This is a genomic window from Methylosinus trichosporium OB3b (assembly GCF_002752655.1).
Taxonomy (GTDB): domain Bacteria; phylum Pseudomonadota; class Alphaproteobacteria; order Rhizobiales; family Beijerinckiaceae; genus Methylosinus; species Methylosinus trichosporium.
In genome coordinates this window covers 1,862,722-1,877,119 of the sequence record NZ_CP023737.1, presented here as the reverse complement: position 1 = coordinate 1,877,119, position 14,398 = coordinate 1,862,722, and the positions used below count along the sequence as shown (strand labels likewise).

The following is a 14,398-nucleotide window of genomic DNA, read 5'->3' as shown; positions in this document are numbered from 1 at the left end:
GGCGGCCGGCTGGTGGCGGCGTCGTCAGGGCAGGAGCTTCTCAATTGCCAGGTCGTAGCTGCGCCGGTCGCTCGTCGTGACCAGTAGAGTCTCCTCCGAGTCCCTTACGGAAAGATCGCTGATTCCGAGGTCGCGCGCCGATCGGCCCCCGACTTCGACGATTAGGTCGCCGCGCCGCAGCCCGGCGCGTTCGGCAGCCGAACCCGCGAGAACGTCGAGAATCTCGAATGCGTCATGGTCCGGCTTGTCGAGCATCATCCCGGCGCTGCGAAAGGCCGTCGGAAGTTCTCGGCCGGCGATGCGTTCGAAATAGACACGGCCGGCCTGATAATCGATGGTCACGACAAAAAGCCTCAGTACGCCGTAGCCGATGAGTCCGGCGATGCTCGGCGGCACGGCAAAGCCGGCCTCGTCCATCGAGCCCATGATCATGGGCGGAGACAGCGAAAGCGGACCCAAGCGCAGTCGCTCGCCAAAGCCGAGCGAAACATGCGCCGGCCCGCCGATCCCGCCCGCGCCCAAGAAGCGAAAGGATTTGCCGCGGCCGCCGAATGCGCGCGACCTCTGAAAAGCCCTCGACACGAAGACTTCGCCGGTCGAGCCGGTGTCGAGGACGAACTCGCCGGCGACCCCGTCCACCTCCGCCTGCACAGACGGAAGGCTGAGCCCTTCGGGCGAGATCGACATGCCGAGCGGCAATGCGAATTGCGACGACGGAGGCCGGAATCCAAGCGCGTTAAACGTCAGGAGCCGCTGCTTGAAATCGATCGTGACAGCAAATCTCATGAGCAGCTCCGAGCCGATAAAGCCCGCCAGCCGCGCTCGTGATCCGCGATCGACAATGATGTTGCGAAAGTCGTGGACCGTCACGGTATGGTGCTCGAAGGTCGCGGCGCCGATCGTGATTCGATCCACTTCAATCGTTCTCGCCGATAACCGTTTCCGACCCACCCCACCGACTTGCAGGCTCCTCTTGGCCGACGTTCGCAGGCCCTGCGCCGTATCCTCCGTGAGCGTCGTCCCCGCGCCGGTGTCGAAAAGGAAGGGCAGCAACGGGCCCCCGTTGATCGAAGCCTCGACGATTATGTGGCCGCCCTCGAGGACAAAGGGGATCTCGATCGGCCGCCCAAGCGCAGGATCGCCGCCCACAGGGCTCACGGCGGCGCGGGGAGCGCCGGCGCCTGAATGCTCGAGCTCCCGCGCGAGCGTTCCGGGTGGCGGAGGCAAATCCGCCGCTTTCTTTTCCGCGCCGGAAGCCAAAGGCCCGAGCAAAACGAGAGCGCCGAGCAGAGCCGACGCCGCCCGCAGTGTTGGGCCGCCTGCGAGAACGCTGCATGACAATCGATTTTTCGCCATCCGGACCCGCCGCGTGATGCAAGCTCTGGCGCGATTCTTTCGATTTGACGGGGCAGAAAGAACGAGCCTCAGGCTCGCTTTCGCGGCCCATCAGTTTCGATGAAGCAAACCACTAGAACTTTAGCTTATCACAGCCCGACAGAGCGCCGAAACCGACCTTTGGTCCGTGGCCGAACCAAAGAGCCACGACTGAAGCGGACGACCGCGGCGGCTCGCGACCAGCCGCCGCCGGCAGAATTGCCGTCTTGAGGAATCTGTGTTTCTTTCCGTACCTCTACCGAAGAACCGAGACGTCATGCCTCCGCATTTCCGCCTAGAGACGCGCCTGCTGCGCGATGGATTGTGGCCGGTCGCGGGCGTGGACGAGGCGGGCAGGGGGCCGCTGGCCGGCCCGGTGGCGGCGGCGGCGGTGATTCTCGATCCGCGCCGGCTGCCGGAAGGCGTCGACGATTCGAAAGCGCTCACCGCCGAGGCGCGCGCCGCCGCCTTCGAGCGCATCGCCGCGAGCGCGCTCGCCATCGGCGTCGCCTTCGTCAGCGCCGAGGAGATCGACGCGATGAACATCCGGCAGGCGACGCTCGCCGCCATGGCGCGGGCGGTCGCCGCGCTCTCGCTCGCCCCGCGCCATGCGCTGATCGACGGCAATGATCCGCCGAGTCTCGCCTGCCCGGCCGAGGCGATCGTCAAGGGCGACGCCTCCTGCCTGTCGATCGCCGCCGCCTCGATCGTCGCCAAGGTGATGCGCGACCGCCAGATGCGCCGCCTCGCCGAGCTCTATCCGGCCTATGGCTTCGCCGCCAACGCGGGCTATGGGACAAAGGAGCATCTCGCCGCCATAGCGGCGCTCGGGCCGACCCCGCACCACCGCACGAGCTTTTCGCCGATGCGGCGCAAATAGCTCGTCCCACGGTTGCGCAAAGCTGCGCCCATACTCGGGTAAATAGCTCGTAAACAGATGATTTTGTTAACTTAGCCGTGCGGAAAAGACACAGCGCCGCGCGCCCCTCCTAAACCTGCTTTTTACCCGGCTCGGGGCAATGTGACGACGTTGGTTGCGTAGCCGGTGTCGAGTCCATGAGTAGCGCGCGCGTCGGGGCGATCCGCTCCCAGTCCCAGCTGAAGGTCACGAGTACTGGGTCATCGAGCTTTCGGTCGCCTCACGCGCCGCGCAACTCTGTTCTTCTCGGCGACAATGTCCCGCTCATGGCGGGACTGCCCGCCGAGAGCGTCGATCTCGTCTTCGCCGATCCGCCCTATAATCTCCAGCTCGCCAACGCCCTGACGCGGCCGGACCAGAGCCGCGTCGACGCGGTCGACGACGATTGGGACAAATTCGCCGATTTCTCGGCCTATGATTCCTTCACCCGCGATTGGCTCGCGGCCGCGCGCCGCGTCATGAAGCCCAATGCGACGATCTTCGTGATCGGCTCCTATCACAATATCTTCCGCGTCGGCGCCATGATGCAGGATCTGGGCTTCTGGATTCTCAACGACATCGTCTGGCGCAAGACCAATCCGATGCCGAACTTCCGCGGCCGCCGCTTCACCAACGCCCATGAGACGCTGATCTGGGCGGCCCGCGATTCCTCCTGCCGCTCCTATACGTTCCATTACGAGGCGCTCAAGGCCGGCAATGAGGATTGCCAGATGCGCTCCGACTGGCTGCTGCCGATCTGCACCGGCGGCGAGCGCCTCAAGGACGCGGCCGGCCGCAAGACCCATCCGACGCAGAAGCCCGAGGCCCTACTCGCGCGCGTGATGCTCGCCGCTTCCAATCCCGGCGATCTGGTGCTCGACCCGTTTTTCGGCAGCGGCACCACCGGCGCCGTCGCCAAGCGGCTCGGCCGTGACTACCTCGGCCTCGAGCGCGACCCCGCCTACGCCGCCGCGGCGCGCGAGCGCATCGCGGCGATCGAGCCTTTGCCGGACGAGGCCATCGCCGCGGCGCCGACCAAACGTTCGGCGCCGCGCATCGCCTTCGCTAGCCTGGTGGAGTCGGGCCTCGTCGCGGCGGGCGCGATGCTGACGGACCTCCATGGCCGCCACCGGGCGATGGTCCGCCCCGACGGCGCGCTGGCGCTCGGCCAGATCGTCGGCTCGATCCATAAGATCGGCGCGCTGGCGCAGGGCCTGCCCGCCTGCAATGGCTGGACCTTCTGGCATTTCGAGAGCGGAGGCGGCGCGCTTGCTCCGATCGACGACTTGCGCACGATCGCCCGCGCCAGCCTCGCCGCCGCGGCCGAATAGCGCGCCTGGAGCCGCCCTCCCGCTAGCCCTTCTTCTTCTCCGATTGCCGCGCCCGAAACGCGCTGGCCCAGCCGCCCTTTTCCATCTGCCGCCCGCGCGCCACGGCCAGCGCGTCGACGCCGACGTCCCTGGTGATCACCGAGCCGGAGCCGACATAGGCGCCGTCGCCGATCGCCACCGGCGCCACCAGCGACGAATTGGAGCCGACGAAGGCGTTCGCCCCGATCGTCGTGCGATATTTGAAGAAGCCGTCGTAATTGCAGGTGATGACGCCGGCGCCGATATTGGCGTGCGCGCCCACAATGGCGTCGCCGATATAGCTCAAATGATTGACCTTCGCGCCCTCGCCGATGTCGGCGGCCTTGATCTCGACGAAATTGCCGATCTTGGCCGCGGCCGCGAGCCGCGCCCCCGGCCGCAGTCGGGCATAGGGGCCGATCTGCGCCCCGGCGCCGACGCTCGCGCCCTCGAGATGGGAAAAGGCGTGAATCGTCGCCCCGTCGCCGATGGCGACGCCCGGGCCGATCACCACATGGGGCTCGATCGTCACATCACGGCCGAGCTGTGTGTCGAAGGAGAGAAACACCGTCTCGGGCGCGATCAGCGTCGCTCCGCCGAGCATGGCGGCGCGACGCAGCCGCTGCTGCGCGATCTGCTCGGCGCGGGCGAGCTGGACCCGGTCATTGACCCCGAGCACCTCCTCCTCCGCCGCGAGGACGACCCTTGTCGGCAGGCCGGCCGCCACGGCGCGCTCGACGACATCGGTCAGATAGAACTCGCCCTGGGCGTTGTCGGAGCCGACGCCTTCCATCAGAGCGAGCGCGCTCGCGCCGTCGATCGCCATTAATCCGGCGTTGCAGAGCGTGACGCGCCGCTCCTCCTCGCTGGCGTCCTTCTCCTCGCGAATGGCGCGCACGCCGCCCTCGCCGTCGCGAAGGATGCGCCCATAGCCGTAGGGGGTCGCCGCCTCGAAGGCGAGAACGGCGACGCCCGCGCCCTCGGCGAGACTCCGGCGCAGCGCGGCGATGGTCGCCGGCGACACGAGCGGCGTGTCCGCGAACAGCACGATGAGATCGTCATAGCCCTCGGCGATGGCCTCGCGCGCCGCCAGCACCGCATGGGCGGTGCCGAGCTGCCGCTCCTGCACGAAGCTCCGCGCCCCCGGGCAGAGGCGCCGAGCCTCGCCGGCGACGTCCTCGCGCCCGGCGCCGACGACGACCGCGGCCGCTTCCACTTCCGCCGCCCCGACCGCGGCGAGCACATGGGCGAGCATGGAGCGCCCCGCCACCTCGTGCAGCACCTTGGGACGGCGCGATTTCATGCGCGTTCCCTCGCCAGCGGCGAGAATCACCGCGAGAGCGCGCCGGGCGGGCGATCGATTCTGTTCAGTCATGGGCTCCGCGCTCTTGCTGGCGAGCCTCCAGGCTCGCGGGTTCGAGGCCACTCGGGGGCTCTCCCGGCGGCGATTCGATGAACTAGTCCGCAACCCTTTCAATCACGCAACCAAAGATCAAAGAATCGCATTCCGAACGGCGATCTTTCGGGTATACCCGTCTGGCGCGCGCGCTTCCTGCAGTTTTCCCTTCCGCCAGCCCCGGTTCCGGCCTCGCAATGCTCGAACGCAGAGACGTCTTGAAAGCCGCCCTGACCACGCTCGCCGCGAGCGTCGGACCGGGGCGCGGCCAGGCTCAACCCGCGCCCGCCGCCCCGCCGCCGGGCGGTCCCGCCCCGTTCAACCGCGACACCGTGCTCGACATCGCCCGCGCCGTCGCCAAACGGCCCTTCGCTCCGCCGCCGAGCGACCTGCGCGAGCCCTTCGCCAATCTCAGCTATGAGCAATATGTCGGCGTCAAGACGCGACCCGGGGCGGCGATATGGAGCGGCGAGAATCGCGGCTTTTCGATCGAGCCGCTGCATCGCGGCTTCATTTTCACGGCGCCGGTCGAGCTCTATGTCGTAGAGGACAATCTCGCGCGACGCATCGCCTATGACCAGACGAAATTCGACTATGGCGGCGTCAAGGTCGGCGACAAGGTTCCGGACATCGGCTTCTCCGGCTTTCGCGTCATCGGCCGCCGCGAGGACGGCGGCGACACCGAGCTCGCTCTGTTCCAGGGCGCGAGCTTCTATCGGGCGGTGGCGCGCGGGCAGACGCTGGGCGTCACGGCGCGCGGCCTCTCCATCCGCACCGCCGATCCGCGCGGCGAGGAGTTTCCGGCCTTCCGCATATTCTGGATCGAGAAGCCCACCCTCGCCGACAACGCCCTCGTCATCCACGCCCTGCTCGAGTCGCAGAGCGTCGTCGGCGCCTATCGCTTCACGCTGCGTCCGGGCGAGGCGACGCTGATCGACGCCGAGCTGACGCTGATTCCACGCGCCGCGATCGACCATCTCGGCCTCGCCGGCGCCGCGGCCTCCTCGCTGTTCACGCCGCTCGACAATCGCCGCACCGACGATGTGCGGCCGGCCGTGGCCGAAACCAATGGTCTGCAAATGCTGACCGGAAAAGACGAATGGCTGTGGCGCCCGGTCTCCAACCGCGACACATTACAAATATCGGCCTTTGTCGACGCCAACCCCAAGGGGCTCGGCTTTCTGATGCGCGAGCGCGACATCGCCGCCTATCAGGACGATGTGCAGCATTGGGAGCGGCGGCCCTCGCTGTGGATGGAGCCGATCGGCGACTGGGGGGAGGGATCGGTGCAGCTCGTCGAGATCCCGTCCGAATCCGAGGTCAACGCCAATATCGTCGCTTATTGGCGGCCCAAGCAGCCGCTCGTGACCGGCAAGGAGGCGACCTACGCCTATCGGCAGTTCTGGTGCTGGGCGCCGCCGGCGCGTCCGCCGCTCGCCATCGCCGCGACGGCGCGGGGCGGTCGCTCGCCTTACCCCAAGATGCGCCGTTTTATCGTCGTGTTCATGGGCGAGGCTCTGGCCGATCCGCAGCGTGTGGCCAATCTCCGGGCGGACTTGACCACCTCGCCCGGAGCGGCGACCAATATTCGGACTTTCGTCAACCCGCAGGCGAAAACCTGCCGCGTCGTCTTCGATGTCGACCCTGCGGGCGAAACCTTCTGCGAAATGCGCCTCGTGCTCCGCTCCGGGGACGAAACGCTCAGCGAAACCTGGCTCTACCGATGGACGCTCTAGCCCTCACACTCGCCGAGCCGCTCCCGCCGCCCGAGGACGCGCCCCGCCTCGCCGATCCGGCCGCCGCTCCGCCGACGCCGCCGGAACAGCGGCTCGACATGCCGACGCAGAAGCTCTGGCGCTTCGCCGCGCGCGAACGCCGGCGCCTCGCCGCTCCGGAGCTGCGCTACACGCCCTGGATCTCGCGGCTCGTCGCCTTCGGCGGCGGGCTGGCGCTCACCGTCTATGGCGGCCTCGAGATGTATGGCGTCATCGACGTCGGCGGCGTCACGACGCTGAAATGGGCGCTGCTGGCGCTGTTCGTCCTCAACTTCTCCTGGATCGCGCTCGCCTTCGCCAGCGCCGTCGTCGGCTTCTTCACTTTGCTCGTGTCGCGCCGGCCGCCGCCCGCGCCGGAGCGGCTGCAATCCCGCACCGCAGTGGTGATGCCGATCTACAACGAAGCGCCGAGCCGCGTCTTCGGCGCGCTGCAGGCGATTCTGCAGGATGTCGAGGCGACCGGCCTCGGCGACCATTTCGACTGGTTCTTCCTCTCCGACACCACCAATCCCGACATTTGGATCGCCGAGGAGCGGGCCTTCGTCGCGATGCGCCGCCGGCTCGGGCCCAAGGCGCGGGTCTATTATCGCCGGCGCGAGAAGAATATCAGTCGCAAGGCCGGCAATATCGCCGATTTCGTCACCCGCTGGGGCGGCGCCTATCCGCAAATGGTGGTGCTAGACGCCGACAGCCTGATGGCGGGCGAGACGATCCTGCGCCTCGCCGCGGCGATGGAGGCGGACCCGGACGCCGGCATCATCCAGACGCTGCCGCTGATCATCAACCGCAACACTCTGTTCGCGCGCGTTCAGCAGTTCGCCGCCCGAATCTATGGGCCCGTCATCGCCGCCGGCCTGTCGCAATGGATGGGGCGCGACGGCAATTATTGGGGCCATAACGCGATCATCCGCACCGAGGCCTTCGCGCATCACTGCGGCTTGCCGGATCTGAAGGGCCGTCCGCCCTTCGGCGGGCACATCCTCAGCCACGACTTCGTCGAGGCGGCGCTGATCCGCCGCGCCGGCTACGCCGTCTATATGATGCCGACGCTGGGCGGCTCCTATGAGGAGAGCCCGCCGTCGCTGATCGACCTCTCGATCCGCGACCGGCGCTGGTGCCAGGGCAATCTGCAGCATTCGCGAGTGCTCTGGGCGCGCGGCTTCCATTGGGCCTCGCGCCAGCATTTCCTCACCGGCATCTTCGGCTATCTCACCTCGCCGCTGTGGCTCTGCCAGCTGCTGGTCGGCATCGCGCTCGTTTTCCAGGCGAGCTATTTCCGGCCGGAGTATTTCACCTCGCAGTTCACGCTGTTTCCGGTATGGCCGCGCTTCGACGCCGAGCGCTCGCTGGCGCTGTTCGCGCTGACCATGGCCATTCTGCTCGCGCCCAAGGGCTTCGGCCTCATATTGGCGATGGTCGACAAGGAGACGCGGCGTGGCTCCGGCGGCGTGCTGATGCTGCTGGTCTCGACCCTGTTCGAGGTGCTGATGTCGGCGCTGCTGGCGCCGATCATGATGCTGATCCAGACCGGACATGTCTTCCATATTTTGTTCGGCTTCGACACTGGCTGGGACCCGCAGCGGCGCGACGACGGCTCGGTGCCGTTCAAATTCATCGTCAAGCGCCACCAATGGCATGTCGCGCTCGGCCTCTTGACCCTGGTCGCCGGCCTCATGATCTCGCCTTCGCTCGTCGCCTGGATGTCGCCGACCATCGCCGGCCTCATTCTGGCGATCTTCATCTCCTGGATCACCGGCCAGCGCTGGCTCGGCCTCGTGTTCCGCCGCGCCGGCGTGCTGGTGACGCCGGAGGAGACGACGACGCCGCCGATCGCGCGGCGCGGCCGGGCGCTGCACCGCCTGCTCGCCCGCGGCGGCCAGGACGAGGTGAATGGCCTCATCGCCCTCCACGCCGATCCGGATCTTCGCGCGCTGCACGAGGACTGGCTGCCGGCTCGCCCGCCGCGCGTGCGCGGCCAGATTTCCGCCGATCGCGCCATGGCCGAAGGCAAGCTCGCCGACGCCGAGACTTTGGAGGAGGCGGTGGAATGGCTCGACCGCCGCGAGCGTCTGGTGGTGCTCAGCGACCGCGCCCTGCTCGGCATGCTGGCCCGCCTGCCGAGCCGCCCGAAGCCGGGAGAGTCGGCGGCGGGTTGAAGTTTAGCCGACTGGTGACGCGCACCCTTCTCCCGCTCGCGGGAGAAGGTGGCCCGGCGAAGCCGGGTCGGATGAGGGCCTCGCAGGATTGCGCGGCAGCTCAGCATTCAGCCTTGAATTCGAAGCGGCTTTTCGGCGGGGACCCTCATCCGACCTCGCTGCGCGAGGCCACCTTCTCCCGCAAAGCGGGAGAAGGAAGCGCCATTTTCTGCAAACATTCTTCTCGCCTCTCGACCCGCTTGCGCTCTCTCACCTCGGCATAGACCGCGAGAATGCGCTCCACATGCCGGTCCAGCGTCGGCGGATCGCGCCAGAAGGCGTCATAGGCGCCGTCGGAGAGCCGCGCGACCAGCGCGTCGTCCTTCAGCCGAAGCAGCGCCGCCTCCAGCGAGTCGACGTCTCCGCTCGAAAACCAGAGGCCGCCGACGCCATCCTCGACCTCCTCGCGGCCGGCGCAAATGTCGGAGACGACGATCGGCGTGCCCATGGCCTTGGCCTCCAGCACGGTGAGCGGCTGGCCCTCGTACCAGAGCGAGGGGAACGCCAGCGCCCGCGCCGCGCGCATCTCGGCGCGCACGCGATCCGGCGGCAGCCAGCCGAGAAAGCGGGCTTGCGGATAGCGCGTCCGCAATTCATCGGCGATCGGCCCGTCGCCGATGAACGCCGGCCGCAGACCGGCGCGCGCCGCCGCCTCGGCGAACAGAAAGGCGCCCTTCTCGGCCGAGAGCCGCCCGACGAAAATCACATCGCCCGTGGCCGGATCGCTCTTGCGCCCGAGGTTCTCGCAATCGATCGGATTGGAGACACGGTGCAGCCGCGCGCGCTTGGGCAGATAGGGGCCGACGATCTGCTGCTGATAATCGGAGATGCAGACATAGTCCGAGAAAATCTCTGGCAGCCGCGCGAGGCGCTGCGCCACGGTGAGCCGGGCGTTGCGCCACAGCTTGCGCGGATAATTGCGGCTGTCGCAATGGGTCGCCCAGCAGGAGGGCGACAGCGGCGTGCGATGGCAGACCTCATTGGTCTGATAATCATAAAAGCCGCCATTGGGACAGAACAGGAAATATTCGTGCAGTGTGTAGAGCGCCGGCAGGCCGGAGGCGCGGATCGGCGCGGCGATGGAAGGCGACAGCGCCTTGGCCCAGCCATGAACATGCACGATCGTCTCGTCCCGTGGCAGCCGCGCCAACAGATCGGCGAGCGCGCGGGCCGCGGCGAGATTCCAAGTTCCCTGCACGGCGGCGGCGGCGCGCGAGGGATTGCCGAGGAGGTCATGCTGATCGAGGCAGACCATTTCGACGCCGGCCTTGGTCAGGCGCTCGTCGACGGGCGCGGCGGCGGCGAATAGAATTGGCCGCGCGCCATGGGCGGCGAGCCCGAGCGCGCTCTCGATCGCCACCTTCGCCTGGCCGCCGGAGACGAAGGCGTGATCGACGCAGATGACGACGGTCGGACGAGGGGCGGCCATGGCGGACTCCGAAAAGAGGTTGCGCGCCGAGTTTGGCGGATGAGGGCTTAAGCCGGCGTAAGCGCGACGCTCGCACTTTCAAGTCCCGGCCCTTGCTTTCGCGTCTCGCGCACTGCGTGTGACGACGGCGAGAAAGGTGAGAATTAAGCGTTCGGCCCGGTTTGAATCCCGCCGCGCGCGCGATTAAGGAAGAGCCATGTCCGAGCCCGCCCGACTCTATCTCGCGACGCCGCTTCTCACGGCCGTCGATCCTTTCCTGCCCGCGCTGCGCGAGGCGCTGGACGCGGCCGAGGTCGCGAGCCTGCTGCTGCGGCTTGGCGAGGGAGCGTCGGACGAGGCCGTTCGCGCCGTCGCCGCGCTGGCCCAGCCGCGTGACATCGCCCTTCTGCTCGAGGGCGAGAGCGAGCGCGTCGCCCGCTGCGGGGCGGATGGCCTGCACTTTTCCTATGGCGACAAGCGCCTCGCCGCCGAGCTGAAGCGCCTGCATCCGGATTTCATCGTCGGCGTCGGCGGCCTCGAGACGCGCGACGACGCCATGCGCGCGGGCGAGGCCGGCGCCGATTATCTGCTGTTCGACGGCGATTTCGACGAGACGCTGGAGCGGGCCGCCTGGTGGGCGGAGATTTTCGAGACGCCCTGCGTCGCCCTCGCCCGCCGGCTCGAGGAGGTCGGGCCGCTGGCCGCCACCGGCGCCGAATTCGTGATGATCGGCGAAGCGGCGTGGAGCGATCCGCGCGGCCCGGCCGCAGCGCTGCGCGAGGCCGCCGCGCGCATCGCTGCGGAGGACGTCGCCCGATGAGAGCCGTTGTCGCCGCTCTGCTCTGCGCGCTGACGGCCGGCGCCGCTCATGCGCAAGCGCCGTCCGGACCCGATCTCGCCTTCGGCGCCTTTCAGCGCGGCGATTACGTCGCCGCCATGGGCGAGGCGAGAAAGCGCCTTACCGCCGATCCCAAGGACGCCGCCGCCCTCACCCTGATCGGCCGGCTGCATCTCGACGGCGCCGGCGTCGCGCGCGATCCGGCCGAGGCGATGCGCTGGTTTCGTCGCGCCGCCGACGCCGGCGGCAAGGACGCCGCCTATCTCTTCGGCGCGGCGACGCTGACCGGGCGCGACACGCCCAAGGATCGCGGCAACGCCCGCTTCTATCTCGAGAAGGCGGCCGCGCAGAACCATCCGGCGGCGCTCAATCTGCTCGGCGAACTGGCGCTCGAGAATGACGGCGGCGCGCCCGACTTCCCTCGCGCCATCGGCTTTTTCCGCCGCGCCGCCGCGCTCGACGACGCCGACGCCGCCTATGCGCTCGGCCTCCTCTACAAGAGCGGCCGCGGCGTCGGCCAGGATGCGGGGGAGGCGGCGCAATGGCTGCGCCGCGCCGTGGCGTCCGCCCATTCGGCCGCTATGGTCGAGCTCGCGATCCTGGAGTTCAATGGCGCCGGCGTCGCGCGCGACCGCGCCGACGCGGTGAAGCTGCTGCGCCGCGCCGCCGAGGCCGGTAACGCCGTCGCCCAAAATCGCCTCGCCCGGCTGCTCGCCGAGGGCGTAGGCGTCGAGAAGGATCTCATCGAGGCGGCGCGCTGGAACAATCGCGCCCGTTCGGCGGGACTCGTCGACGCCAAGCTCGACGCGCTGCTGCAGGGGCTCGCGGCGAAATAGCGATGGCCAGCCTCGCGGCGCATCTCGCGCGCGCCTTTCTGCGCCGGCGCCTGCGTCCGCGCCTCTCCGGCGAGCTCGGTCTCGACGCCGCGGCGCGGGCGCTCGACATGCGTTGGCCCTGGCCGGACAAAGCGCGGCGGGAGCCGGACCCGCGGCTTCCCGGCGAATGGACGCGCGCCAGCGGCGCGCCGATCGCGACGCTGCTCTATCTGCATGGCGGCGCCTTTTTCGCCGGCTCGCCGCGCGGGGCCCGGCCGCTCACCGGCTTTTTCGCGCGCGCGGGCTTCGATGTTTTCGCGCCGGCCTATCGGCTGGCGCCGGAGCATGTGTTTCCGGCCGCCCTCGACGATGTCGCCGCGGCCTATGAGGCGATCGCGCGCGAGCGGGGGCGGATTTTGCTCGCCGGCGATTCGGCTGGTGGCGGCCTCGCCCTCGCGCTCGCGCTGCGGCTCCGCGCGAGCGGCGCGCCGCTCCCTCGCGCTCTGGCGCTATTCTCGCCCTGGGCCGATCTTGCCGCGACTGGCGCCTCGATCCGCGCAAACGAGGAGAAGGACCCGATCTTCACGCGCCGCGCCTTGAAGCTCGCCGCGCGCCAATATCTCGGCCGCGCCAGCATGCGCGACCCGCTCGCCTCGCCGCTCCATGGGGAGCTCGCGGGATTGCCGCCGCTGCTGCTGCATGTGGGCGCCGACGAGCTGCTGCTCGACGATTCGTGTCGGCTCGCCGAGCGCGCCCTAGCGGCGGGCGTCGATGCGCGGCTGACGATCTGGCCGGTCGTCCCGCATGGCTGGCAGATGGGCGCCGCCTTCATGCCCGAGGCGCGCCGCTCGCTCGCCGCAGCGGCGGGATTTCTCGCCGCACATTCGGAACGCTGACTTTTACTCCGCCGCCGCCTGATTGCGGGCGTCGCGGGCGAGGCGCTCGGTCTTCAGCAGCTCGGCCACGAGGAAAGCGACCTCGATCGCCTGCTCGGCGTTGAGGCGCGGGTCGCAGGTCGTGTCATAGCGCCTGTGCAGCTCGGTTTCGGAAATATCGCGCGCGCCGCCCATGCATTCGGTGACGTCTTGGCCGGTCATCTCGAGATGAATGCCGCCGGCGTAGGTCCCCTCGGCGCGATGGGCCTCGAAGAAGCTGCGGATCTCCGACATCACGCGGTCGAACGGCCGCGTCTTGCGGCCGCCGGCGCTGATCGTGTTGCCATGCATGGGATCGCAGCACCACACCACATTGCGCCCCTCGCGCGAGACGGCGCGCAGCAGCGTCGGCAGCGCCTCGGCCGCCTTGTCGGCGCCGAAGCGGCAGATCAGGGTCAGCCGGCCCGGCTCGTTCTGCGGATCGATCGCGTCGATGAGGCGCAGCAGCGCGTCGGGCTTCAAGCTCGGGCCGCATTTGAGGCCGACGGGATTTTGAATGCCGCGGATGTATTCGATATGGGCGCCGTCCGGCTGGCGGGTGCGGTCGCCGATCCACAGGAAATGGCCGGAGGTCGCGAAGGAGCCGCCCTCGAGCGAGTCGACGCGGGTCAGCGCCTGCTCATAGCCGAGCAGCAGCGCTTCATGAGAGGTGTAGAATTGTGTCTGCCGCAGCTCCGGATGATGCTCGGGGTCGAGCCCGATGGCGCGCATGAAGCCCAAGGTCTCGCTGATATGGTCGGCGAGCTGCGAATAGCGCTCCGACAGCGGGCTGTTGCGCACGAAGCCGAGCATCCAGCGATGCGCATTCTCGAGATTGGCGTAGCCGCCGGTGGCGAAAGCGCGAATGAGGTTCAGCGTCGCCGCCGACTGGCGATAGGCCATCAGCTGGCGCTGCGGGTCCGGCCGGCGCGCCGCGGCGGTGAACTCGATATCGTTGATGATGTCGCCGCGATAGCTCGGCAGCTCGAGATCGCCCTGCTTCTCCATCGGCGCCGAGCGCGGCTTGGCGAATTGCCCGGCGATGCGCCCGATTTTCACCACGGGCGACGCCGCGGCGTAAGTGAGCACCACCGCCATTTGCAGGAAGACGCGGAAGAAATCGCGGATGTTGTCGGCCGAATGCTCGCTGAAGCTCTCGGCGCAGTCGCCGCCCTGCAGCAGGAAGGCGCGTCCCGCGGCGACCTCGGCGAGCGAGCGCTTCAGGCTGCGGGCCTCGCCGGCGAAGACGAGAGGCGGAAAGCCGGCGAGCTGGCGCTCGACATCGGCGAGCGCCGCCTGATCCGCATAGACCGGCGTCTGCTCGATCGGCTTTTCCCGCCAACTTCCCGGCGTCCAATTGGTCACGGCTCGTTGCTCCCACGCGGCGCCCAGCGCCCGCCCTCGATCTATACAGGAGCCGGACGCCGGAGGCGAGC

At 68.6% G+C, this 14,398-nt stretch carries 11 protein-coding genes; 7 read left to right on the top strand and 4 right to left on the bottom strand.

What is annotated here, in order from left to right; genetic code table 11:
• Window positions 1-24: 24 nt before the first annotated feature.
• Window positions 25-1,272 (bottom strand): aspartyl protease family protein, encoded by a 1,248-nt coding sequence (locus CQW49_RS09160; protein ID WP_198586451.1) that lies wholly within the window; start codon window positions 1,270-1,272, stop codon window positions 25-27.
• Window positions 1,273-1,651: 379 nt separating this feature from the next.
• On the opposite strand from CQW49_RS09160, the gene CQW49_RS09155 reads away from it, so the two are divergent.
• Both CQW49_RS09155 and CQW49_RS09150 read left to right on the top strand, forming a co-directional pair.
• Window positions 1,652-2,254 carry a ribonuclease HII gene (locus CQW49_RS09155; RefSeq protein WP_004448151.1) on the top strand — a complete coding sequence of 201 codons (603 nt, stop codon included), beginning with the start codon at window positions 1,652-1,654 and terminating at the stop codon, window positions 2,252-2,254.
• 176 nt (window positions 2,255-2,430) lie between these two features.
• Window positions 2,431-3,603 carry a site-specific DNA-methyltransferase gene (locus CQW49_RS09150; RefSeq protein ID WP_004448152.1) on the top strand — a complete coding sequence of 391 codons (1,173 nt, stop codon included), beginning with the start codon at window positions 2,431-2,433 and terminating at the stop codon, window positions 3,601-3,603.
• A gap of 22 nt (window positions 3,604-3,625) precedes the next feature.
• On the opposite strand, the gene glmU is transcribed toward CQW49_RS09150, so the two are convergent.
• A complete protein-coding gene (gene glmU, locus CQW49_RS09145; protein WP_024749819.1) occupies window positions 3,626-4,996 on the bottom strand; it encodes a bifunctional UDP-N-acetylglucosamine diphosphorylase/glucosamine-1-phosphate N-acetyltransferase GlmU in 1,371 nt (456 codons plus the stop codon).
• Window positions 4,997-5,214: 218 nt separating this feature from the next.
• Between glmU and CQW49_RS09140 the strand changes: the two genes are divergently transcribed.
• The gene (locus CQW49_RS09140; protein ID WP_004448154.1) at window positions 5,215-6,753 is read left to right on the top strand and encodes an OpgD/OpgG family glucan biosynthesis protein; all 1,539 of its coding nucleotides are present in this window, start codon (window positions 5,215-5,217) and stop codon (window positions 6,751-6,753) included.
• A complete protein-coding gene (gene mdoH, locus CQW49_RS09135) occupies window positions 6,741-8,948 on the top strand; it encodes a glucans biosynthesis glucosyltransferase MdoH (RefSeq protein ID WP_004448157.1) in 2,208 nt (735 codons plus the stop codon). The genes CQW49_RS09140 and mdoH overlap by 13 nt, the downstream gene beginning before the upstream one ends.
• Window positions 8,949-9,093: 145 nt before the next feature.
• Here mdoH and CQW49_RS09130 read toward each other — a convergent pair whose 3' ends face one another.
• A complete protein-coding gene (locus CQW49_RS09130; protein WP_024749820.1) occupies window positions 9,094-10,416 on the bottom strand; it encodes a glycosyltransferase family 4 protein in 1,323 nt (440 codons plus the stop codon).
• A gap of 196 nt (window positions 10,417-10,612) precedes the next feature.
• Between CQW49_RS09130 and CQW49_RS09125 the strand changes: the two genes are divergently transcribed.
• From CQW49_RS09125 to CQW49_RS09115, 3 genes are read left to right on the top strand one after another with little or no spacing between them, the layout of a single operon-like run.
• Window positions 10,613-11,215 carry a thiamine phosphate synthase gene (locus CQW49_RS09125; RefSeq protein WP_004448160.1) on the top strand — a complete coding sequence of 201 codons (603 nt, stop codon included), beginning with the start codon at window positions 10,613-10,615 and terminating at the stop codon, window positions 11,213-11,215.
• Entirely contained in the window at window positions 11,212-12,069 is an 858-nt protein-coding gene (locus CQW49_RS09120; protein WP_004448163.1) for a tetratricopeptide repeat protein, read from the top strand. Before CQW49_RS09125 ends, CQW49_RS09120 begins: the two co-directional genes overlap by 4 nt.
• 2 nt (window positions 12,070-12,071) lie before the next feature.
• Window positions 12,072-12,944, top strand: coding sequence for an alpha/beta hydrolase fold domain-containing protein (locus tag CQW49_RS09115; protein ID WP_004448165.1), 873 nt, complete (start codon window positions 12,072-12,074; stop codon window positions 12,942-12,944).
• 3 nt (window positions 12,945-12,947) lie between these two features.
• On the opposite strand, the gene CQW49_RS09110 is transcribed toward CQW49_RS09115, so the two are convergent.
• On the bottom strand, window positions 12,948-14,327 hold the full coding sequence (locus CQW49_RS09110; protein ID WP_004448166.1) for a class II 3-deoxy-7-phosphoheptulonate synthase: 1,380 nt from the start codon (window positions 14,325-14,327) through the stop codon (window positions 12,948-12,950).
• Window positions 14,328-14,398 lie beyond the last annotated feature (71 nt).

Coding starts and splice junctions, on each gene's coding strand:
- CQW49_RS09155 (WP_004448151.1), top strand. CDS start 1,652: ATGCCTCCGCATTTCCGCCTAGAGACGCGCCTGCTGCGCGATGGATTG.
- CQW49_RS09150 (WP_004448152.1), top strand. CDS start 2,431: ATGAGTAGCGCGCGCGTCGGGGCGATCCGCTCCCAGTCCCAGCTGAAG.
- glmU (WP_024749819.1), bottom strand. CDS start 4,996: ATGACTGAACAGAATCGATCGCCCGCCCGGCGCGCTCTCGCGGTGATT.
- CQW49_RS09140 (WP_004448154.1), top strand. CDS start 5,215: ATGCTCGAACGCAGAGACGTCTTGAAAGCCGCCCTGACCACGCTCGCC.
- mdoH (WP_004448157.1), top strand. CDS start 6,741: ATGGACGCTCTAGCCCTCACACTCGCCGAGCCGCTCCCGCCGCCCGAG.
- CQW49_RS09130 (WP_024749820.1), bottom strand. CDS start 10,416: ATGGCCGCCCCTCGTCCGACCGTCGTCATCTGCGTCGATCACGCCTTC.
- CQW49_RS09125 (WP_004448160.1), top strand. CDS start 10,613: ATGTCCGAGCCCGCCCGACTCTATCTCGCGACGCCGCTTCTCACGGCC.
- CQW49_RS09120 (WP_004448163.1), top strand. CDS start 11,212: ATGAGAGCCGTTGTCGCCGCTCTGCTCTGCGCGCTGACGGCCGGCGCC.
- CQW49_RS09115 (WP_004448165.1), top strand. CDS start 12,072: ATGGCCAGCCTCGCGGCGCATCTCGCGCGCGCCTTTCTGCGCCGGCGC.